Source organism: Pampinifervens navoyensis (genome assembly GCF_046159715.1).
Classification (GTDB): Bacteria; Aquificota; Aquificia; order Aquificales; family Aquificaceae; genus Pampinifervens.
Genome location: NZ_JBJXCT010000005.1, coordinates 37,642 through 57,845, shown reverse-complemented (window position 1 = coordinate 57,845; position 20,204 = coordinate 37,642). Strand labels below are relative to the sequence as shown.

22 protein-coding genes are annotated in these 20,204 nt (G+C 46.3%); 8 read left to right on the top strand and 14 right to left on the bottom strand.

Annotated elements, in window-relative coordinates; all coding sequences use genetic code 11:
• The first annotated feature begins 2 nt into the window (after positions 1-2).
• The gene (locus ACKRDP_RS05145) at positions 3-419 is read left to right on the top strand and encodes a M67 family metallopeptidase (protein WP_409153684.1); all 417 of its coding nucleotides are present in this window, start codon (positions 3-5) and stop codon (positions 417-419) included.
• Positions 416-1,528, top strand: a complete 1,113-nt coding sequence (gene amrB / locus ACKRDP_RS05140; protein WP_409153683.1) for an AmmeMemoRadiSam system protein B — start codon at positions 416-418, stop codon at positions 1,526-1,528. Before ACKRDP_RS05145 ends, amrB begins: the two co-directional genes overlap by 4 nt.
• Here the strand turns inward: amrB and ACKRDP_RS05135 are convergent.
• Positions 1,525-1,812, bottom strand: a complete 288-nt coding sequence (locus tag ACKRDP_RS05135) for a DUF503 domain-containing protein (RefSeq protein WP_409153682.1) — start codon at positions 1,810-1,812, stop codon at positions 1,525-1,527. The genes amrB and ACKRDP_RS05135 overlap by 4 nt on opposite strands.
• Before the next feature lie 53 nt (positions 1,813-1,865).
• On the opposite strand from ACKRDP_RS05135, the gene ACKRDP_RS05130 reads away from it, so the two are divergent.
• Together ACKRDP_RS05130 and ACKRDP_RS05125 are read left to right on the top strand one after the other, a co-directional pair.
• On the top strand, positions 1,866-2,288 hold the full coding sequence (locus ACKRDP_RS05130; RefSeq protein ID WP_409153681.1) for a hypothetical protein: 423 nt from the start codon (positions 1,866-1,868) through the stop codon (positions 2,286-2,288).
• Positions 2,285-3,025, top strand: a complete 741-nt coding sequence (locus ACKRDP_RS05125; RefSeq protein WP_409153680.1) for a tRNA (adenine-N1)-methyltransferase — start codon at positions 2,285-2,287, stop codon at positions 3,023-3,025. Before ACKRDP_RS05130 ends, ACKRDP_RS05125 begins: the two co-directional genes overlap by 4 nt.
• Here the strand turns inward: ACKRDP_RS05125 and rsmG are convergent.
• Genes rsmG through ACKRDP_RS05070 form a run of 11 tightly spaced genes read right to left on the bottom strand, consistent with a single transcriptional unit; the run spans position 2,995 to position 14,611 of the window.
• Positions 2,995-3,543 (bottom strand): 16S rRNA (guanine(527)-N(7))-methyltransferase RsmG, encoded by a 549-nt coding sequence (rsmG, locus tag ACKRDP_RS05120; protein ID WP_409153774.1) that lies wholly within the window; start codon positions 3,541-3,543, stop codon positions 2,995-2,997. The two genes, ACKRDP_RS05125 and rsmG, sit on opposite strands and share 31 nt — an antisense overlap.
• A 29-nt stretch (positions 3,544-3,572) precedes the next feature.
• On the bottom strand, positions 3,573-4,160 hold the full coding sequence (locus tag ACKRDP_RS05115) for an SCO family protein (protein ID WP_409153679.1): 588 nt from the start codon (positions 4,158-4,160) through the stop codon (positions 3,573-3,575).
• Positions 4,157-5,470, bottom strand: a complete 1,314-nt coding sequence (locus tag ACKRDP_RS05110; protein WP_409153678.1) for a sensor histidine kinase — start codon at positions 5,468-5,470, stop codon at positions 4,157-4,159. Before ACKRDP_RS05110 ends, ACKRDP_RS05115 begins: the two co-directional genes overlap by 4 nt.
• The gene (locus ACKRDP_RS05105; protein WP_409153677.1) at positions 5,454-6,134 is read right to left on the bottom strand and encodes a response regulator transcription factor; all 681 of its coding nucleotides are present in this window, start codon (positions 6,132-6,134) and stop codon (positions 5,454-5,456) included. The genes ACKRDP_RS05110 and ACKRDP_RS05105 overlap by 17 nt, the downstream gene beginning before the upstream one ends.
• Positions 6,131-7,534: a hypothetical protein gene (locus tag ACKRDP_RS05100; protein WP_409153676.1), complete on the bottom strand. Its 1,404-nt coding sequence runs from the start codon at positions 7,532-7,534 to the stop codon at positions 6,131-6,133. The genes ACKRDP_RS05105 and ACKRDP_RS05100 overlap by 4 nt, the downstream gene beginning before the upstream one ends.
• Complete coding sequence (locus ACKRDP_RS05095) at positions 7,531-8,103, bottom strand: ADP-ribosylation factor-like protein (RefSeq protein WP_409153675.1); 573 nt, start codon at positions 8,101-8,103, stop codon at positions 7,531-7,533. The genes ACKRDP_RS05100 and ACKRDP_RS05095 overlap by 4 nt, the downstream gene beginning before the upstream one ends.
• The gene (locus tag ACKRDP_RS05090) at positions 8,087-9,226 is read right to left on the bottom strand and encodes a lipopolysaccharide assembly protein LapA domain-containing protein (RefSeq protein WP_409153674.1); all 1,140 of its coding nucleotides are present in this window, start codon (positions 9,224-9,226) and stop codon (positions 8,087-8,089) included. The genes ACKRDP_RS05095 and ACKRDP_RS05090 overlap by 17 nt, the downstream gene beginning before the upstream one ends.
• Positions 9,223-9,564, bottom strand: coding sequence for a ribosome silencing factor (gene rsfS / locus ACKRDP_RS05085; RefSeq protein WP_409153673.1), 342 nt, complete (start codon positions 9,562-9,564; stop codon positions 9,223-9,225). The genes ACKRDP_RS05090 and rsfS overlap by 4 nt, the downstream gene beginning before the upstream one ends.
• A complete protein-coding gene (locus ACKRDP_RS05080; RefSeq protein ID WP_409153672.1) occupies positions 9,551-10,444 on the bottom strand; it encodes an outer membrane protein assembly factor BamD in 894 nt (297 codons plus the stop codon). Before ACKRDP_RS05080 ends, rsfS begins: the two co-directional genes overlap by 14 nt.
• Positions 10,437-11,795: a ribonuclease E/G gene (locus ACKRDP_RS05075; RefSeq protein ID WP_409153671.1), complete on the bottom strand. Its 1,359-nt coding sequence runs from the start codon at positions 11,793-11,795 to the stop codon at positions 10,437-10,439. The genes ACKRDP_RS05080 and ACKRDP_RS05075 overlap by 8 nt, the downstream gene beginning before the upstream one ends.
• Positions 11,796-11,803: 8 nt before the next feature.
• Positions 11,804-14,611, bottom strand: a complete 2,808-nt coding sequence (locus ACKRDP_RS05070) for an AAA family ATPase (protein WP_409153670.1) — start codon at positions 14,609-14,611, stop codon at positions 11,804-11,806.
• Positions 14,612-14,629: 18 nt separating this feature from the next.
• Here ACKRDP_RS05070 and ACKRDP_RS05065 point away from each other — a divergent pair, with 18 nt between their 5' ends.
• Both ACKRDP_RS05065 and ACKRDP_RS05060 read left to right on the top strand, forming a co-directional pair.
• Positions 14,630-15,271, top strand: coding sequence for a lipoyl protein ligase domain-containing protein (locus tag ACKRDP_RS05065; RefSeq protein WP_409153669.1), 642 nt, complete (start codon positions 14,630-14,632; stop codon positions 15,269-15,271).
• A gap of 9 nt (positions 15,272-15,280) precedes the next feature.
• The gene (locus ACKRDP_RS05060) at positions 15,281-15,781 is read left to right on the top strand and encodes a CDP-alcohol phosphatidyltransferase family protein (RefSeq protein ID WP_409153668.1); all 501 of its coding nucleotides are present in this window, start codon (positions 15,281-15,283) and stop codon (positions 15,779-15,781) included.
• On the opposite strand, the gene ACKRDP_RS05055 is transcribed toward ACKRDP_RS05060, so the two are convergent.
• Positions 15,778-16,203, bottom strand: a complete 426-nt coding sequence (locus ACKRDP_RS05055) for a CBS domain-containing protein (protein WP_409153667.1) — start codon at positions 16,201-16,203, stop codon at positions 15,778-15,780. The two genes, ACKRDP_RS05060 and ACKRDP_RS05055, sit on opposite strands and share 4 nt — an antisense overlap.
• An 83-nt stretch (positions 16,204-16,286) precedes the next feature.
• Here ACKRDP_RS05055 and lysA point away from each other — a divergent pair, with 83 nt between their 5' ends.
• Positions 16,287-17,531, top strand: a complete 1,245-nt coding sequence (lysA, locus tag ACKRDP_RS05050) for a diaminopimelate decarboxylase (protein WP_409153666.1) — start codon at positions 16,287-16,289, stop codon at positions 17,529-17,531.
• On the opposite strand, the gene ACKRDP_RS05045 is transcribed toward lysA, so the two are convergent.
• Complete coding sequence (locus ACKRDP_RS05045; RefSeq protein ID WP_409153665.1) at positions 17,521-18,612, bottom strand: radical SAM protein; 1,092 nt, start codon at positions 18,610-18,612, stop codon at positions 17,521-17,523. The two genes, lysA and ACKRDP_RS05045, sit on opposite strands and share 11 nt — an antisense overlap.
• A gap of 67 nt (positions 18,613-18,679) precedes the next feature.
• Between ACKRDP_RS05045 and purH the strand changes: the two genes are divergently transcribed.
• Complete coding sequence (gene purH, locus ACKRDP_RS05040) at positions 18,680-20,197, top strand: bifunctional phosphoribosylaminoimidazolecarboxamide formyltransferase/IMP cyclohydrolase (protein WP_409153664.1); 1,518 nt, start codon at positions 18,680-18,682, stop codon at positions 20,195-20,197.
• Positions 20,198-20,204 lie beyond the last annotated feature (7 nt).

Sequence of the window (20,204 nt, the reverse complement as noted above, 5' to 3'; positions counted from 1 at the left end):
GCATGCTCAGGATTAAGGGCTCCGCACTGCAGAAGATAATAGCACAGGCGGAGAGGGACTATCCCTATGAGACGTGTGGGCTTCTTCTTGGTAAGGTGGAGGGGGATATGCGAACTGTCTTCGGTGCCTTTGAAACACCCAACGCAAACCCTGACAGGAAGGAAGACCGATATGAGATAGCACCCCAGGACTACCTGAAGGCGGAGAAAAAGGCAAGAGAGTTCGGACTTGAGATAGTTGGCGTTTACCATTCCCATCCGGACCATCCAGACAGGCCCTCTCAGTTTGATGAAGAGAGGGCTTTTGAGGGCTTTTCATACATAATACTCTCTGTGAGCAAGGGCAAGGTGGTTTCTTACAGAAGCTGGGAAATGCTTGACGGAAAGTTCAGGGAAGAAGAGATTTTCATATTCGGATGAAGCCCAGAGTCAGAGCACTGGAAGTTGTTCCCCATGATGGAGCTTTCTGGCTGAGAGACCCGCTGGGTATATCCGGAGGTCTTCTTGTATCTTACCATGCCCTGCTTCTGCTTTCCCTAATGGATGGCTCAAGGGAGCTTGCAGACATAAGGGCTGAGTTTTTCAGGCAGACGGGCGTGCTCATCAGCGAGCAGGAGCTTCTTGAGTTTATACAGACTCTCGAAAGAAGTCTACTTCTGGATGGGGTTGGATTCAGGAGGGCTGTTGATTCTCTTCGTAGGGAGATTTTCGGGAGAGGTATAAGGCCAATGTCCCATGTGGGCGAGGTCTACCCTGCAGATATGGAAGAGTGCAGAGGGTTTCTAACGGGAGGAGAAAGGGAAAAGAGGGAAATGCTGGGTCTTATGGCGCCTCATATGGACATAAGAGTTGCAAAGGAAACTTACTGGGAAGCTTACGGAAGGATCAGGGCTGATAAGAGACTGGTGATAATACTGGGTGTATCTCACTACTGGCACGAGATGCCCTTCTCTGCGCTGCCTTTACATATGGAGACCCCTTTCGGACTTCTCCATACGAGAAAAGACCTCATTGAAAAACTGCAGAAATTTTACAACTTTGACATAACCTATGACCTTCTCTCTTACAGGCAGGAACACTCCATAGAGTTTGCATCAGTTTATGTAAAGATGCTCCTTCCAGAGGCAGAGGCGTTAGCCCTGATTATCTCCTACGGTGAAAAGGAATTTTTGAAGGGGCTTGCAGAAAACCTCCTCAGGATAGTAGACAGAGAACTTCCACATACGCTCATTATCTCAAGCGTTGACCTGAGCCACGTGGGAAGAAAGTTTGGAGACCCAGAGAGCTATGACCCCTCCTTCAGGGACAGGGAATACCTTGGACTTTTGCAGGATATCAGGGCTGAGGATGCCTTTGAACTGCTCAAGAGCACCAACAACCCCACTCGTATAGACGGACATTATGCAAACCTGGTTTTTTCACACATGCTCAGAAAAGCAGGGCTTCAGAAGGGTGAGCTTTTTGACTACAGGGCATACTACGAAGAGCCCACAGATTCCATAGTTTCCTATGCCAGTATGGGTTTTTAGAACTTCAGATACTCGGTTTTCAAGTCCACTATGAATTCAGGGTAGTGTCTTTCAAGAAGCTTCTTTACTCCCATAAGAGTATCCTCCGCTATAGACCTTTCAAAGGCAAGGCATGCAAAGGCAAGACTTGACCTCTGCCAGAGGTCATGATGGTCCACCTCTGCAACGGATACGTTAAAAGAAGACCTGACCCTGTCCTTTATGGACCTGAGGTGATGCCTTTTCTCCTTGAGAGACCCATTTTCAGGGAAGAAGAGCTCTACCCTCAGCAAACCAAGCACCATGCCTATGCTAATATTATAATAACTCTACCGTGTTCTGGCTACTGCTTTTTTTTATGCTCTTTCAGGTATACGCTCAAGAATGTCCACTGCTAAGGGTGAGGTATCTTGCTCTCAAGGAGGACATGATATACGAGGACCTGATGCGAGAAGCAGAAAGCCTGATAAACGCGGCTTGCGAAAGAGGGGACAGAAAAGCCGGAAGGTCTGCGGACAAGATACTGCAGGCTCTTGAAAACATAAGGTTCCCTGAGGGCTTTGGAAAAGACAGAGTGGTTGCCAGCAAGAGACTGAGGAGAGCATCTTTGCTTCTAAACGAAACTGGAAAGTATTCAAAAAAGCATCCTCAGTTATACGCCTACCAGCTCCTTTTCTATCAGGTTGCAAGAGAGAATTACAGGGTGGGAGACTACGAGTATGCGTTAAAATACTCAGTAGCATCTTATAATCTGGGAAGGGCCATACTGGAGCTGAGATGACCTTCAGGGAAGGCGACTATGTTCTACTTGTTCACGAAGAGAGGAGGTATCTGAGACTTCTCACAAAGGGCTTAAGTCTGAGCTTCAGGGAAAAGAGCGTGAGATTTGAAGACCTTCTGGGAAAGAGCCCAGGTGAGGTAGTTAACGGCTTCTGCCTTCTTGCCCCTACTCTTGAGGACATAATACTTCTTGGCTTTCAGAGAAAAACTCAGATAGTGTATCCCAAGGACAGCTTTTACATAGCCTTCAGGCTAGGACTCTCAGAGGAGAAGAGACTTCTTGAGTTTGGCGTGGGAAGTGGTGCATCTACTGCGGTCTTTTCTCAGCTTGCCGGTGAGGTATGGGCTTATGAGGTAAGGGAGGACTTTTACAGGCTTGCAAGGAAAAACTGGGAAAGGTTTGGTCTCTGTAAAAATGTGAGGATTGAAAACCTTGACTTTATGCTTGCAGAGCTTGAAGAAGAGTTTTTTGACGCAGTCTTTGTGGATGTTAAAGACCCAGTTCAGTACGTGCAGAAGGTCTGGAAGGTTCTCAAGCCAGGTGCCCCCCTTGCAGCCATTCTGCCTACAGCCAATCAGGTAGGTGCTCTCCTGAGAGTCATGCAAAGCTTATTCTGCAATCTTGAGGTCTTAGAAATACTTCACAGACCTTACAAAGCAAATCCCGAAAGGCTGAGACCTCAGGATACCATGGTTGCACACACTGGCTATCTCCTCTTTGCAAGAAAAAGGATATAGCTTTTAATATCTGGAAGCTCTATTCTGCAGTGCTCATACCCATGAGCAGGCTCCGCCCCTCTCATCACCATAATGTATTTCCTGGATAGCCTTTCCAGAAGGGGCATTATATTCTCCAGTTTACCAAAAGCCCTGCATACAACAAGGTCAAAACTTTCCTGTAGTTTCTGAGCCTCCCTGCAGAACACTCTGTATTCAAGACCAAGCCTTGTCTTCAGATACTCCAGAAAGGAGCACTTCTTTGCCACAGCCTCCACAAGGGTAAGCTCTATTCTGTCTCCATAGTATATCTTCAGTGGAACTCCTGGAAAGCCGGCACCACTGCCCACATCACACACAGAAAGGCCGTCAACCTCTATGCCTTTCTCTTCAAAGCACAGGCTCAGTGTAAGGGAATCCAAAAAGTGCCTGAGGACTATCTCTCTGTCTTCTCTTATGGCGGTAAGGTTATGAACCCTGTTCCACCTCTTTAGCTCTTTCAGGTAAATCCTGAAGCTTTCAACCTGCCCCTCGGACAGCTCAAAGCCATTTCTGGCAAAGGTTTCCCTTATGAGCTCCTCAGCAGGAATCTTATGTCCTCCGCCATCTTCTCAGGCTCCTGTTTTGCCGGTGTGTAAAGAAGCTTTATCTTCATATCAGGGGTAACGAGGTATATGGTTGCCGTATGGTCCACAAGGTATCCACCAGCAGATTCGCCCTCTACCTTTTTGTAATAGACCTTGTATTCCTTTGCAGTCTTTCTGATTTCTTCTTCAGTTCCCGTTAACCCTATGAAAGTGAGGTTAAAGTAGGGAACATAGCTTCTTAGGACCTCTGGAGTATCTCTTTCTGGGTCCACGCTTATGAAGAGAACCTGAACTCTATTTGCCTCTTCAGGTTTAAGGTTTTTCATAACCTTCGCCATGGTTTCAAGTGCCATCGGGCATACATCCGGGCAGTGGGTATATCCAAAGAAGAGTAGGACTATCTTTTTCTGCCCTGTAAAGTCCGAAAGTTTTACTCTCTTCCCGTTCTGATCCATAAGCTCAAAGTTGTAAGCAGGCTGGTCAAAGATATGGCCGTAGAACTCGTGCTGCTTTTTGCAGGAAAAGACAAAGGTGAGCAGAAGAACTATAAAAGTTGTTAATTTCCTCATAATTTAAAATTATAGCACAGGCTCACCCTTGTGCCAACCCCCTTCTTGCTCTCCACCCTCATGTCCATGCCGCTCCTCTGAGCGATGAGTTTAACTATGGAAAGCCCCAGCCCTGAACCCTCTCTGTCCGTTGCCTCTCTGTAGAAAAGCTCTCCCGCCCTTTCGGGATGTTCCATGCCCATGCCCTTGTCCTCAACAACCACGCAACCTTCGCTGAAGTAAAGCCTTATACTTCCACCTTCCTTTGTGTATCTGTATGCGTTCTCTATCAGGTTTCTGAGGGCCATCTTGAAGTATTCCTTATCCACATGAAGAACTCTGTCCTCATCAAGGTATTCTACTCTGAAGTTCCTTTCGGTCTTGATAAACTCATACTCCTCCTCAAGCTCTGCAAAGAGCTGGTTTACGCTGACCTCTTCTACCCTGAGCGGAACCTGAGACTCAAGCCTCATTATGGTGGTGAGCTGTGTTATGAGCTTTGCCATCTTTTCAGACTGGAGCTGTATATTGCGGTATACTTCTCTGAGCTCTTCCTCTTTGTATGCACCCATCTGCAACAGCTCTGCCTGTCCCTTTATGTAGGTAAGAGGTGTTTTTAGGGCATGGGCAATGTTTCTTATGAACTCCCTCTGCCAGAGAATTATGTTTTTTAGCCTCTCCACCATGCTGGCATAGGCTTCCTCAAGCAGACCAAATTCGTCCCTCCTGTTGCTTCTTTTTATCTCCAGTTCCAGCTCTCCTCTTGAGAGGCGTCTTGAGACCTCCGTAAGATAAGACAGAGGCTTCAGAAGCCTGTTTATAAAATAAACGGCAAGGAGGGAGGCAGGCAAGGAAACCATGAGAAGTAGCACTGTGGTAAAAAGGAGGATACGCTTTTCCACTTCCCTTATACTGTCCAGCTTTCCAAGAAGGATTAGGTGGTAATCCCCAACCTTCTTTACTATAAAGGCGTAGCCCTTTCCTATCCCTCTTTTTGACCCTAACATGTCCTCTATCTCTCTTCTGTCCACCTCTGGCACTTCACCTTCAAGGAAACCCTCTATGTTTACCACTCTACCCTTCTTATCCACAAGAAGGCTGGCTATCTCCCTTGAGACCACATCCTCAGAAAGAAGCTTTGCGTAGTAATCTGGGTTTTTGTAGTAGTTTCTGTAAAACTCTATAAGGGGGTTTATCTGATACTCCATGTAGTGAAGTATGTATCTGTAGAGGGTTGACCTCACCACCATAAGGCTGAAAAAGGAAAGCAGGACAACGCTTCCAAGGTAGAGGCTGAAGAAAAGTAGTAGAGCCTTAAGCCTTACTGACATCCTCTGAGGTAAGCATGTAGCCGTATCCCCTCACCGTCCTTATGAGTCTGTGTTCCCTGTCCTTTAGCTTGTTCCTTATGTTTTTTATGTAAACATCCACTACGTTTGACCCCTCTCCGTAGGAGTAGCCCCAGATTTTTGAATATATCTCCTCCCTGCTTACCGCCCTGTCTGCTCTTTCCGCAAGAAGCTTTAGAAGCCTGAACTCCCTCTGGGTGGTAGGTATTTTCTCCCCTCTGTAGTAGACCTCAAAGGATTTTAGCCTTAGCTCCAGCTCACCCACCTTTAAAAGGTCAGGCCCCTCTCTTCTATACCTTCTGAGAACTGCACCGATTCTTGCCAGAAGCTCCTTGAAGGAAAAGGGCTTTGTTATGTAGTCATCCGCACCTGCGGAAAGTCCCTCCACCTTATCCTCAAGCTGACCCTTTGCCGTCAGCATTATTATGGGAATATCTCTTATTTCCCTTATCCTTTTGCATACTCTGAGCCCATCCATCTTTGGAAGCATGATGTCAAGAAGCACCAGGTCGTAGTCCTTTTCAAGTATGCTGTTTATGGCCGAATAGCCGTCCTTTACCCAGTCCACATAAAACCCTTCGTGGCTCAAGCCCTCCACAAGCATGGTGCCAATATGCTGGTCATCCTCAACAAGCAGAACCCTCATACTTCAGGTAGCACCAAATGCTCCTCTACCTTCAGAATTTTCAATATATCCCTGTAAGGCTCAAGAGCTATTTCCAGCTCCCTTTCTAACCTTTCATTACCCAGCATGTTGTAGCTGAGGTCCAGTAGAAACTGCAGAAAACCAAAAACTTCCTCTTCGCTTCTTGGCATTCTTCTGTAGAGTATAACACCCTCATGGTATTTTAAAACATCCGAAGATGCTAACTGTGCCAGTATTAGATGGTTCAGATGTCCTGCGTGCTTTAAAATTATGCCGTATATGGCATTGAGCAGAAATTGATGGATAACATTTCTTATGTTGTCCATGGGCTGGTAAAAGGCAATATCTACCCATTCTATCCTTTCAACTGGCAGACTTTTGACCAATCTCAAGCCTTCACTGCCATCTTCCACAATACCCATAAGCAATCCATCCCTGTAAATGATATGAGTTCTGGAGCCTTCCGAATATACGGTTATCATACCCGTCCTGCCCTCCATACCCATACCTATGAGTATCTTTCCTGTTTCTATGAAACATCCGGACAGCCCGCTTACCACCTTTTCCTCAGAATGTTTCAGCATAAGCAGGTCAAGAGTGCTTCCGCTTATGCTTATCACATTCAGAAGGGAATTACTTCTCGGCGTCAGGAAAAAGTCAAAGACTTCTGAATTATAAGGATATACAGCAGATAATCTGCCCTTCTTGTAATAGAGTTCAAACTCAAAATCACCGCCCATTATCTGAACAATACCGCTGAACTTGCTGAAATGAAAGCTCTCCAGAAGTGTTATGATGTTTACTCTATCAGCATCAACGCCTTTCATGAGGTATTCTATTTTTATTTCCTCTTTCAGAAGCTCAGGGTTGTAAAACTGGTTTATATCCAGATAACCACCTGAAAAGAGAGATTTTAGCTTTCTTATTTCCTCAACCAGGTTGTTCTTTGAACTGGCAAGTATCTGATAGATGTTTTTGCCATCGTAGAAACCTGCCTCCTCAAAATTTTTTACTATCCTGACAACGGCCATGGGGGTTATTACTCTTTCCATAAGGGATTTAAGTTCACCATGAACCAGCTGAAGCTGAAGCACAAGCTCCTCCACCGATACAGGGTCTTCAAGCTGGAGGATGTTTTCTCTCTTACCCTCCCTGAAGGTGAAAAAGGCTTCAGGATTTTCCATAAATTCAGAAAGGTGATAAAGAAGCATGGACCTCTTATTCTCAGCAGTTGCCTCATCTCCATCACTTAGTTTGAAACCTTTTATTAGCCCCCTATCCGTGTATAGGGATACTACCTTTACACCGAGGAAAAGGTCAAGTGTGCCGACCCTGTTAAAGAGGCATCCGTTTAGAAGGTCTACAAGGTCCTGCCCTGACCTCAGGTATCCGGATATCATAGGAGCATCCTTTCTACCCTTGATATGAGATAATCTTCAAGAATCTTGAAGGTTTCCAACACTCCTTCTCCCTTTATGGCACTTGCACAGACAGATGGATAGTTTTCTATGTTTATCGTCTTCTCCATTTCCCTGTAGTCCATGGCTTCTGGCAGGTCAAGCTTGTTATACTGGACTACTACGGGGACACTTGAAGGGTCCTTACCCATACGGAGAAGGTCTGCCTTCAGCAGGCTGTAGAAGTTTATGTTCTCATTGAGCCTTTCCTTCTGGGAGTCCACCACGAACACCACTCCATCAACGCCCCTCAGAACTGTCAGCCTTATATCCTTGTATATATCCTGACCCGGGACTGTATAGAGGGCAAAGGAAAGGGTTAGGTCTCCAACCTTTACCTTCTTTGTGGCAAAATCAAAGACAAGTGTCTTCTCCTCCTGCGTATCTATCTTCATAAGGCTAAGTCCCTCTCTTTCTGAAAGCTTTTCAAGGTTTGTGGTCTTACCGGACTGTGCCACCCCGTAGTATACTACTTTGAGTCTTATCAGTCTCTTTTCAAGGTCCACCAGCATCCAGTTCCCTCCTGAACTTTATCTCTCCCCATTTCATACACCCGGCACACAAAGGTCTGTAAGTATTATAAGCCCTTCCGCAAGAACATACAAAGGGTCTTAAAAGTTCTTTCAGGCTATGCAGGCAATACCTGTCCTGTTCCCTGTGAGACTGAGAGCTGTAAAGGAGGGCCTTTAATGGAGCTTTGAGCCTGTCCTCCAGACTCCTTGCCTTGCTGAAGAGGTTGAGCCTAATGTAAACCATGGAGAGAATGTTGGGGTCTATGGATTCTGCCTTTGCTTCCACCACAGGTAGCAATTTTGTGAGTCCTTCTTCATCTTCAAGGAGGTTCCAGAGCACTTCTTCCTGATATCCCAGAGAAAAAACCTTTTCCCAGCTTTTTCTGGCATCCTTTAGCCTGTCCTGAGACAGAAGGTGTCTTATGTAAACCGAGTAGACAAAAGGTGAGGGGTTAAGGTCAAGGGCCTTTTCTATGAGCCTTTCCTCCCCCTTTTTAAGGTAGAGCATGGTCATAATCTCAGCCCTGACACCTTTCTGTTTTTCCCTTTCCCATCGCTCGCACAGGTCAAATACCTTTTCTTCATATTCAAGGGCCCCTTCCCAGTCCTCTTTTAAGGCATTAACATCTCTGAGCCCCTTAAGAACCCTGAGGTTTTCAGCATCCCTGGAAAGTGCCTGAAGAAACCTTTCTTCGGCTTCCTGCAGTCTTCCCTCCTTAAGCATAATCTCCCCTACGCTGGCGGAGGATGCACCATTAAAGCTTCTGAGTTCCTCAAGCCTTCCTTGCTCACCCATAATCTCTGCCACAAGCCACCTTACTGCCTCAAGGGATTTTCCGGCGGAAAGGAGCAGTCTCTCCGCCCTGCCAAGATAGCCCCTTGATAGCTCTTTCAGGCCCTCTTCCAGTCCATGAAGCCGCCTTTTTATCACCGCTTCCCTCAGAAGAAAGTAGAGGGAAGGGAACAGGAAGCCAAGGGCAAAGCTGGAAAGCAGAAGCACAAACATTGGTATGCTGTAGGTTATATAAAAAAAACGGACCTCCACATAGGCAGCGTTCTGAGCTATGAAGAGGAGGAAGATTATCAGAAGGGCTATAAGTATGAGCAGTTTTACAACACTCATAGGTTTACCCTCTCCGCACTGGAGTAGAGCCATTCAAGGTCATAGTATTCCCTCCACTCCCTTAAAAACACATGAACTATTATATCAATAAGGTCCAGAAGTATCCAGTTTGCATCTTCAGCACCTTCCACATGGTCCGGTCTGATACCCATCTTTTCAAGCTCTTCGGTAAGATGTTTTAGAAGAGCTTTTGCATGCACAGCAGAGTTTGCTGTGGCTATCACAAAGTAGTCTGCTATGTTCGTTTGTTTTGAAACATCAAGAATTACTACATCCTCAGCCTTTTTTTCCTCTAACAGATTTTTCAACCTTTTTAAGAGCTCCCTACTGTCCTGCATACTTTTTAAGTTCTCTATAGTAAAGGTTCTCTCCATATACCTGTCTGTATGTTTCCAGTTGTTTTAGCCCTTCCTGACGGCTTGTATCCGCCAGGTTTTTCCACCTTTCTATCTCCCCTGTCAGGAAATCAATTCTCTTCTGTATTGCCCTTCTGTCATCCTCGGACCTGGTGGAGCTGAGCTCCTTTTTTGCAGATTCTATCCATTTTCTGTATTTTAACTCCTGTCTTTTTGCCTGCTCTCTCGTAAGGAGAAGGGACTTTATATACCTGTAGAGAACCTCTGCTTCGGAGACCTGCTGTGGAAAGTTCACAAGAAGGTTTCTGTATCTGAGTGAGGCAGAATAGTAGTAGCCAAAGTCTTCATAGAACCTGCCTATAAGGTATTCGTGCCTTGCTATTTTTGTCTGTGCATTGTCTATGAGCTCCATGACCCTGTCTCCGTAAGGGCTGTTTGGATACTTGCTGAGAAACTCCTTCGCCTTGTCTATGGCTTTGAGGGTGTAGCTCTGGTCTCTGTATGCATCGGGTGCTACCTTCATGTAGCTCTCCACCACCATAAAGTATACCTTCTCCGCTTCCGGACTTTCTGGATAGTAGAAGAGAAAATCCTCAAGGTAAACTATGGCATTTATGTAATCCTTTCGGAGGTAATAACTCTCCCCTATGGCATACTTTGCAGACTTTATCTGCTCTGGTGTCAGGTTTTCTAAATATTTGAGGGCTTCCGAGAGCTTGCTTATGGCTTCTCTGTAATCCTTTCTTGCGTAGGCAGACATACCCTGAGAATAGCTCTCTACTGCAAGCCTTGCCCTCTTTTCCTCCGTCATCTTGGCACAGCCAACCAGCAAGAGTAGAAGAAGAACCAGAAGTTTACGCATGGCTTATGCTGTATGTGTTTATACCAGTTTCCTGGTTTTTACTCAGCCGCACGTGCATGAGTCCTTTTGCCTGCAGGGCTTTACTCACGCCTTCGTATCTGAGGGGATGCACCTGCAGCTCAATGGTTCTCTGATGGTGCGGGGGAAGCTCCTTTTGAAGCTCAAGCAGGAAAAGAGATGAACTTTTTATGTAGCCTCTGCCGGAACAGACAGGACACTGTTCTGAAAGGGTCTTTGTTACACTTCTGCCTGTTTTTCTCCTTGATAGCTCCAGAATACCCAGCTTAGTAAAGCCATATATGGTGATACCGCATGCCTCCTCTCCAAAGGCTGAAAGCATACTGTTTATGACAAGGTTCCTGTTCTCCTGTTTTTTCATGTCTATAAAGTCAACAAGAATTATACCACCTATATCTCTGAGTATTATCTGTCTTGCTATTTCCTTTACCGCTTCAAGGTTTGTCTTCAGTGCGTTCTCTTCATGGCATGAACCGGCGGGTTCTCCACTGTTCACGTCTATTATGGTAAAGGCTTCTGTTTCTTCTATCACTATGTATCCACCACCCCTGAGCCATACCACCTTGTTAAATATACCTTTAAGAGTATCGTAAAGCCTGTATTTGTGCACATAGACTGTAGGGTCCTTGAGGTAAAGGTTCTTCTTGAGCAACTCCGGTTCAAATTCTTCAAGAAAGGAGGCTATGTTGTTCCATACCACTGTGTTGTCTGAGACAATTTCTTCTATCTCCTGCCAGTAGTCCCTTATGAGCTTTATGTAGCTGGGGTATTCTTCAAGGATTATCTGGGGTTTTTTGAGGGCTTTTGCCTTCTTCTGGACCCACTGCCACTGCTCCCTGAGCTTATGTAATTCCCCCCTTATGCTTTCCGGGTCTGCCTTCAGGGCAGAGCTTCTTATTATGACGCCCTCCTCTTTAAGCTCGCTTTCCATCAGGCTGCAGAGGCCTTCCTTTTCCTCCTCCTGTAATTTGCTGGAGCACTTTATATCCCTGCCTCTGGGAAAGTAAATGAGATATTTTCCCACCAGCTTTATGTTTGTAGTGAGCTTTGCTCCCTTTTCACCTTCAACTTCCCTCACCATCTGCACTATCAGGCTGTCCCCCACCCTGTAGCTCTCGCCTCTGAGTGGTAAAAAGGCATCCTTACCCATGCCTATGTCCACAAAGACGCCGTCCATACCCCTTGCGAGCCTCTTTACCCTGCCTTTGAATATGCTCTCTAAGAGCCTCTGCCCTCCCCTTGGTTCAGCGCTTATCCTGTAAGTGGTGTCTCCATCTATTAAAAAGGAAATAAACAGCTCCTCTGAGGACAGAACTATCAGCCTCTTTGCCATTAACTCTATTATACTCTTTCCACTATGCTTTTTATTATTTCCTTTTCAAGGGGTGAGCCAACCTTTGGCAGTATTGTTTCCAGCACGAGGCTTTTTACATTCTCATACCTGTTAAGCCTTCTGGCACATCTTATAGTGTCCCTTATGGAAAACACAAAGTCAACGGGCTCTTCAGACTGCTGTGTCTGGTAGCTTCTGTAGGCACTTCTTATTGCATTGGCTATCTTCAGAAGCTCGAAGATTTTCCAGATGTGTCTTTCCAGTTCCTCCTGTCCTTCAACAGGCATGACTCTGAGCCCGTTTACAACCCAGTGCCAGAGGTATAGAAACTCTTCAAGGCTGAGCCGTGAAAGCTCAGGCACCTGGTCCTTGAGTATTATTGCCTCGTCAGGATGGAAAATACCCCTCTCATCTTCAAAAGGTGGATAGTCTATGAAGATAATGTCCGCCCTTGACTTTATATCCTGCGGGAGCTCTGAAACTCCAAGATAGTGCTGAGGGTTCATACCTCCTACGAGCACCACCTCTCTCTGTGCCTTTATGACTTCGCCGGTGGGAAGGGTGAGGTATCTTCTGTAATCAAAAAGGGGGTTGAAGAGCTTTACCATGCCTGCAGGAAGGGTGTTTATCTCGTCAAAGTATATTACCGCACCCGGAGTCTGAAGCGCCTTCACAAGGTCTGAGTATGCCCTCTTTGTCCCCCTTCTGGGGTCAAACTCGTAAACAAAGGTTATGTCTTCCTTTTCCATTTTTGAATTGCAGGGTATGATGTAGAGAGGTCTATTGGTAAGAGCAGAGAAGACCTCCACAAGGAAGTTCTTACCGACGCCGGCGTCTCCTTCAAGTATAAGAATACCTTCAGAATACATGAGCTGTTCCTTTAAAAGAGAGGCAAACCTTTCCAGGTTCCTTACAAACCATGGAGTTTCCTCATAGGAGACAAAGAGTGGAAGCCTGTAGGGCTCATAAGAAAAAAGCCCGTTAAGGTGGGACAGGTATCTTCTTGTCCACAGTGGAAGAGTCTTCAGCTCCTCCTGAGGAATAAGGTTAGGGTATCTTTTGGGTTCAACCAGCACACCATCCTCTCTTTCAAAGGCTACCCTTGCGTAAACCCTTTCCTGAAGTATAACTCTGTCCTCCACCTTTATTCTCCACCTGAGCCTCCTTTTTTCCCCGGAAAACCTGGGAAAGTCCTCAGAACCAAATATCACCCTTGAATCTTCAATCCTTATTCTGTATCTGTTTAACCTGTCCTGAAGTATCTTTTCCTGAAAAATCTTGAGGAGCTGAGATTGTCCCTGCTGGCTGAAAGCACCCGGTAGTCTATTTATAAACTCCCTTGCCTTTCTTACCTCTTCAAGGGCTTCAAAGTCCCTCACATCATCGCTATGAAGATTGCTTATTGCTTCTCTTACCCTCTGCAGGTGTTCCTGCATGGCTTTCTGGAAGTAGTTCTCAAGGCTTTCTTTGAGTGCTTTCAGCCTCTTGGCTCTTTCTTCTTCCTCCAGTTTTAGCCTTGCCTCCACCTCCCTCAGGTCTTCCGCACTCACACTGCCTTGCCTTATTCTTTCCTCCACATCCCTAACAAAGGCTTCAAAATTTGCCTCCTCCACCATTTGCTGTGCCTGAAGTATCAGCTCCCTTAACTTTCTTATGGGTGCATCCATGGAGATTAGCCTTCTGTATTCCTCAAGCTCCTTGAAGTCTACTTGCCTGTTTGATTTTCTAAGCCTGTTTTTCAGGCTTTTCAGTTCATCTTCTGCCCTCTTTACCATTTGAGACTGCCTGTCTCTATCGTAAAGATAGTCTGTAAGGTTTGTGCTTATACTTCTCAGGCTGTAAAGCCTTCTATCCTCTTCATCCCTGTATTCACAGGTGTATATGGTCCCGTCAGGAGACACTCTCACAACCGAGTAACCAAAGCCATCAAAAGTGTGGATAAACTCAAAACCTGGCATATAAACAAGCCCCATCCTGTTCTCCTCTGCATCTGCAAGGAAGATAAAGTCTCCATCTGGAGACATATCCACATGGGCTATGTTTATGGGCGTGCTCAGGCTCTGAAGGGGCCCCTCAAGCTGTGTATCATAAAGGAAAAGGCTCCTGTTCTCTGAGAGGAGAACTCTGTCCCTGAGAGGGAGAACTGCCCTGCCTGAGGCATGCTCAAGCCTTCTTAGCAACTTTCCCCCAAGGTCATAAAGGGCAACCCCTTTTGTGCCAGACAGAAGCAGTCTATTCCCGCCTATAAACCTCAGAAGCCTGAGCTCCCCTATCTGCGCATCTGAGTAAGAAAAGGCGCTCTTGAAGTCAAGACCCTCCGAACCGAAGCCTCCGGATATGTCTATAACATAGATTCTCTCGCCCACAACGCCATAGGCCAGCAGATTTCCCTGAAGGTCAAGTCCTGCGGATGCTCTCAGCCCTTCCTGGGTGGTTCTGAAGCTTTTCCATGTCTGCGGGTTCCTCGTATCCTCAAGGAGGTAAACAACCAGATAAGGTGGCGTTATGAGTGCAAGATATCTGCCTCTAAAGAGTATGTCTGTCACGACCTGAGCTGGTGGTCTTGAGGGCAGTCTGTGAATCCTGCCCCTCCAGTCATAGAGTTGCAGGAGTCCGTGCCTCCTCCCCACAAGGAGCCAGTATCCATCTTCGGAAACATCCATGGCATCCACCCAGAACTCCTCTATGCGTGCGTCCGGGTCCTTCTCAAGAAAGTCTTCAGGGTAGAGGGTCAGCTCACCCTTTGGACTTGTGACCTTTAGCAGCTTTTCTTCTTCCCTTTCCTTTCTGCGAAGAAGCTTTTGAACAAAACGCATAACTTTAAAATATTAACCGTGGAAAGGTCCAAAACCTATGATTTATCTTATGTTGAAGCCCTGAGAGGAAGGGAGAACATGGAGAAAGACTGGGAAAATCTGTTGATGGCTGAAAAAACAGGAAGCCCAGCTTTTAGACTTTACAGATGGGCTGAGCCTACCCTGAGCGTAGGGTATTCTCAGGAAGAACCCCAACTTCCAATCCCGGTGGTAAAAAGACCCACGGGTGGTGGTGCTCTACTTCATGGCTGGGATATCTCCTTTTCTTACGCAGGGCTTAGGGAGAGCTGGGGTGGCAGTTTTACAAAGATATACAAAAACTTTATGAATCTTATTCTCCAGGCACTGAGAGAAATAAATCCGGGATTTGAGATGAGCAGATACAGGGGTGCATATGAAGATTTTTTCTGCTACTTTTATCCTACCCTTGGAGAGATTACCTTCGGGGGCAGGAAGGTTCTTGCCTGTGCCATGAGAATGCTCAATAGAGCCTTTCTCGTACATGGAAGTCTTTTTGTTGACTTTGAATACAGGGAGTTTGAGAAAATTACCGGCATTGATGCCCGCCTGCTCAGGGAAAGGGTCATAACCTTCAGAGAGTTGAATGTGCCAGAAGGCTATCTGCTACACACCATGGATAGGGTAAAAAATCTGCTATAAAATAAGTGCATGCCTCTCCTTATAACCCTTTTCAGGCTTTTTCTTCTCATTCCCACCCTTTACCTGCTTGAGGAAGACAGAAGAAGCCTTGCTGGAGTTCTTGTAGTAGTTGCTGGCATATCCGACTGGCTGGATGGTGGGCTCGCAAGGAGAAACAATCAGGCGAGTAAGGTTGGGATGCTTCTTGACCCACTAGTAGACAAAATCTTCGTCCTTGGTGTGCTTTCTTACTTTCTCTATAGCCACGAGATTGGGCTTTTGCCCTTCCTTCTACTCCTTGTGAGGGAGCTCTCTGTATCCTTTCTCAGAAGCCTTTCGGTGGAAAAGGGTTATGCCATGCCTGCATCTTACATTGGAAAGGCAAAGGCCTTCTTTGAGTTTCTAACGCTAATAGCCCTCTGCTTTGGCTACGGCTATGCAAACTTCCTGCTCTGGATTTCCCTTCTGCTGGCATACCTTTCCATGTATGACTATACGGTCAGGTATATCACCTTTGAGAGAAGGGCTTAAAGGTTTGGACTTTCCTTGGCTATTATGTCTGCAACCGCTGCCAGCTCCTTACCAAGCAGGAAAAGCACATCATCCAGTGAAAAGAAGCCTGTCAGCTTCCCCTCTGAGTTTACCACTGGATACCTCCTTACGCCCTCGTCCTTCATGAACCTGAGGGCTTCAAAGAGTCCCATATCTTCATCAAGAACGGAAAGCCCCCTTGTCATAACTCTCTCAAGGGGAGTGGTTTTTACATCAAGTCCATCATAAACCACTCTTATAACCACATCTCTGTCCGTTATTATACCCACCGGCTTGTTATCCTCGTCTACTATGACCACACTTCCCACATTTTTCTCCTTCATGAGCCTGACCGCATCATAAACCATGTTATCAGGCCTGAGTGTAATCACCTCTTTTCTTGCGAAGCTTTTAAGGCTCATTTCTATACCTCCTTTCTTTTAAAAAATATGTATACTTTACAATAGATGCAAGCCCTTCACCTTCTGGGTTATAATACTCCACCATGTTAAAAGAATACAACCCCTATCTTGAATACAGAAAGGAAGGGCTTTACCTTGAGGGTGTATCTCTTAAGGCACTTGCAGAAGAGTTTGGAACACCACTTTATGTCTACAGTGGCACATACATTAGAGACAGGATAAGGGCATACAGGGATGCCTTCCCTCAGGCTCTTATCTGCTATGCGGTAAAGGCAAATTTCAATCCTCACATTATCTCCATTGCAAAGGAAGAGGGTGCAGGTGCTGACATAGTGTCGGGTGGTGAGCTTTATGCAAGCCTCAGGGCTGGAGTTGAACCTTCAAAAATTGTGTATGCAGGTGTGGGTAAGACTGTATGCGAACTGGAGGATGCCATAAAGGCTGACATACTCATGTTCAACGTGGAGTCCTTTATGGAGCTGGATGTGCTCAACGAAATTGCAGGAAGGCTGGGCAAAAAGGCACGCATCGCCATAAGGGTTAATCCAGATGTGGACCCCAAGACCCATCCTTACATATCAACGGGCATGAAAAAGAGCAAGTTCGGTGTGGACATAAAGACTGCAAAGGCAGAGTATGAATATGCAGCCAGACTGAAAAACCTTCAGGTGGTTGGTGTCCACTGCCACATAGGTTCTCAGATACTGGACACCTCTCCTTACATTGAAGCCTCTCAAAGAGTGGTAGAGCTCTACTACGACCTTCTAAAGGCAGGCTTTGAGATAGAGTATCTGGACCTTGGGGGAGGACTGGGCATAAAATACAAGCCTGAGCAGTCAAACCCTGAGCCTTCAGACCTTGCAGAGGCAATATTGCCGGTGCTGAAGGATGTAAAGGCGAGGCTCATACTGGAGCCCGGCAGGTCTGTGGTGGGCAATGCGGGCGTGCTTCTGACTCAGGTCCAATTTATAAAGGACAAGGGACACAAGCACTTTGTTATCGTGGATGCAGGCATGAACGACCTTGTGAGACCTGCCATGTATGAAGCGTATCATCACATAGTGCCAGTAGAGAAAAAAGACAGACCATACATAAAAACAGATGTGGTGGGACCCATCTGCGAGACGGGAGACTTTCTTGCCCTTGACAGGGAAATACCTTCTGTGGAGAGGGGTGAGTATCTGGCGGTGCTCTCAGCAGGTGCTTATGGCTTTGCCATGTCTTCCCATTACAACGTAAGGCCAAGGGCATGCGAGGTGCTTGTGGAAAAAGGCTCCTACAGGGTTATAAGGGAAAGAGAAGACTACTCCTACATACTCAGGCAATAAGCCCCCTCTGGTGGAAGCTCCTTCCATTAAGCAGCGTGTAGCGAAGAATCTTTGAGAGGTTTCTTATACCTCTGAGGTCTGCAGGCGTGCTTATCTTCTTTTCTCCTCTTCTCTTTATTATCTCTTTCGCAGTCGCCTTACCAATCCCGGGGACTCTTATAAGAGTTTCATAATCTGCAGTGTTTATTTCAACGGGGAAAAGGTGAGTGTTGGCTTCAGCCCATGCGGTCTTCGGGTCCTTTTCAAGGGGGAGGTTTCCATCCCTGAGAATTTTTCTCAAATCCTCCAGCCTGAAGCCGTATTCTCTTATGAGAAAGTCCACCTGATATAGCCTGTGCTCCCTGAGTGGGTTTTCTGGAGTTCTGTTTTCAAGGGGCGTTCCCCTAACAGGGAAAAAGGCACTGAAGTATACTCTGCTTAGCCTGAATCGTCTGTTAAGGTATTCAACAGCCCTTATTATCTCTTCGTCTTTTTCATTACCAACACCCACCATCATCTGGGTAATCTGGCTCTTTCCTCTGTTTTCTCTTATGAGCCTGTCCACATACTCTATCTTGGGTAACATGTCCCTGAGGATGCTCTTGCCCTTTGCTATGCTCATAAGACGCTCTTCCTTTGGAGTCTCCAGGTTTATGGAGACCCTGTCTGCCACCCTTACAGCCTCCTCTACCGTCTGCAGAGAGACTCCTGGCATCAGCTTGAGGTGTATGTATCCTCTAAAGCCATGTTTTTCTCTGAGTATTTTTGCTGTGTCTATCATTCTCTCCATGGTGAACTCTGGGTTTCCAAAGATGCCCGAAGAGAGAAACAAGCCCCTTGCCTTTCCTGCCCTGTGAAGCTCCATAAAGCCCTTTGCCACCTCTTCAGGTTTGAGTGCTATTCTGACAGTTTCCTCCCTGTCTCTTCTGAAGGCGCAGTATACGCAGTTCTTATCACACATGGTGGTCTGCATGAGCTTCAGGATTGGAACCTTCCCCCTGGGAGTGGAAGCATGAAAAATACAGCTTTCAAAGTGATAGTCCCCATCCCTCTCAAAGCTGGCAAGCCTTGACATAAGCCTTATTCTCTGCTGCAGGTCCATTACTTTATAGCATATGCATTAGCTGTTTTTTCGCCATAGCTTCAGGAGGTGTTAAAATCTTAATTCCATGAGGGCACTCATTTCTGTTTACTACAAAGAGGGGCTTGAGAATTTGCTTGAAGCTCTCCATGAGAAAGACTACGAGATAATCTCCACAGGGGGCACTGCAAGGTTTATCCAGAGCCTTGGCTACAGGGTGAAACCTGTGGAAGAGCTCACCAACTTTCCAGAAATACTGGATGGCAGGGTCAAAACCCTCCATCCTGCGGTGCATGGAGGAATACTCTACAGAGACTGGGTGGAAAAGGACATGGAAGAGATAAGGAATCTGGGCATACAGCCCATAGACCTCGTGGTGGTAAACCTATATCCCTTTGAAGAAAAGCTGAGAGAAGACCTCACGGAGCAGGAGCTTATGGAGTTTATAGATATAGGGGGACCAACCCTCATAAGGGCCTCCGCAAAAAACTTCTACAGGGTTGCTGTGGTGGTAGACCCCTCAGATTATGGGTGGGTGGCACAGAAGATAAAAGAGGGAAAGCTCACACTGGAAGATAGAAAAATGCTTGCAGTGAAGGCTTTTTCGCTTACTGCTTATTACGATGCCCTCATATCCCGGGCTCTGGCGGATATCTTTGAGATAGACTCTGTGCCTGTGTATTCAGCCCTGCCCTCGAAGCTTGTAAAGAACCTGAGATATGGAGAAAACCCCCATCAGAGGGGATGGCTCTTTGAAAACCCCCTTGAAGAGCTTGGTATAGTGCGTTCAAGAATTCTTCAGGGTAAGGAAATGTCCTTCAACAACTATCTTGATGCAGACTCAGCCCTCAGACTTGTGAGCGAGTTTTCAAAGCCTGCCTGCGTTATAGTCAAACACAACAATCCCTGCGCAGTAGCACTTGGCAAAAACCTGCATGAAGCCTACGAAAAAGCCTTTTCCTCAGACCCAGAGTCTTCCTTTGGAGGCATTGTGGCCTTCAACGACAGGGTGGAAAAGGAGCTGGCAGAAAGGCTCAGTGAAGTTTTCCTTGAGGTGGTTATAGCCCCTGAGTTCTCGGAATATGCCCTTGAGTTGCTCTCAAAGAAGAAAAATCTCAGGCTCATTCAGGCTCTTGGCTTTTCAAGGTCTTTTGATGTAAAGAAGATAAGCGGAGGCTATTTACTGCAAGAAGAAGACGGTTTTGATTATGAGAGGCTTGAGATAGTTTCAGAAAGACATCCTACAGAAGAGGAAATGGAAGACCTCCTTTTTGCCTGGAAGGTATGTAAGTATGTGAAGTCCAACGCTATGGTGATAGCAAAGGGTGGCAGAACTCTTGGTATAGGTTCGGGGAATACCTCAAGAGTGGACAGCCTAAGGTGTGCTATAGCAAAGGCTCAGAGGTTCTGTTTTGACATGGAGGGTGGTGTGCTTGCCTCTGAGGCTTTTCTGCCCTTCAGAGACAGCGTGGACATAGCCCACTCTGCGGGTATAAAAGCCATAATTCAGCCAGGTGGGTCTATAAGGGACAGGGAAGTCATTCAGGCAGTGAACGAATACAGTATGGCAATGGTCCTTACTGGCACAAGGCACTTCAGACACTAAATTTATA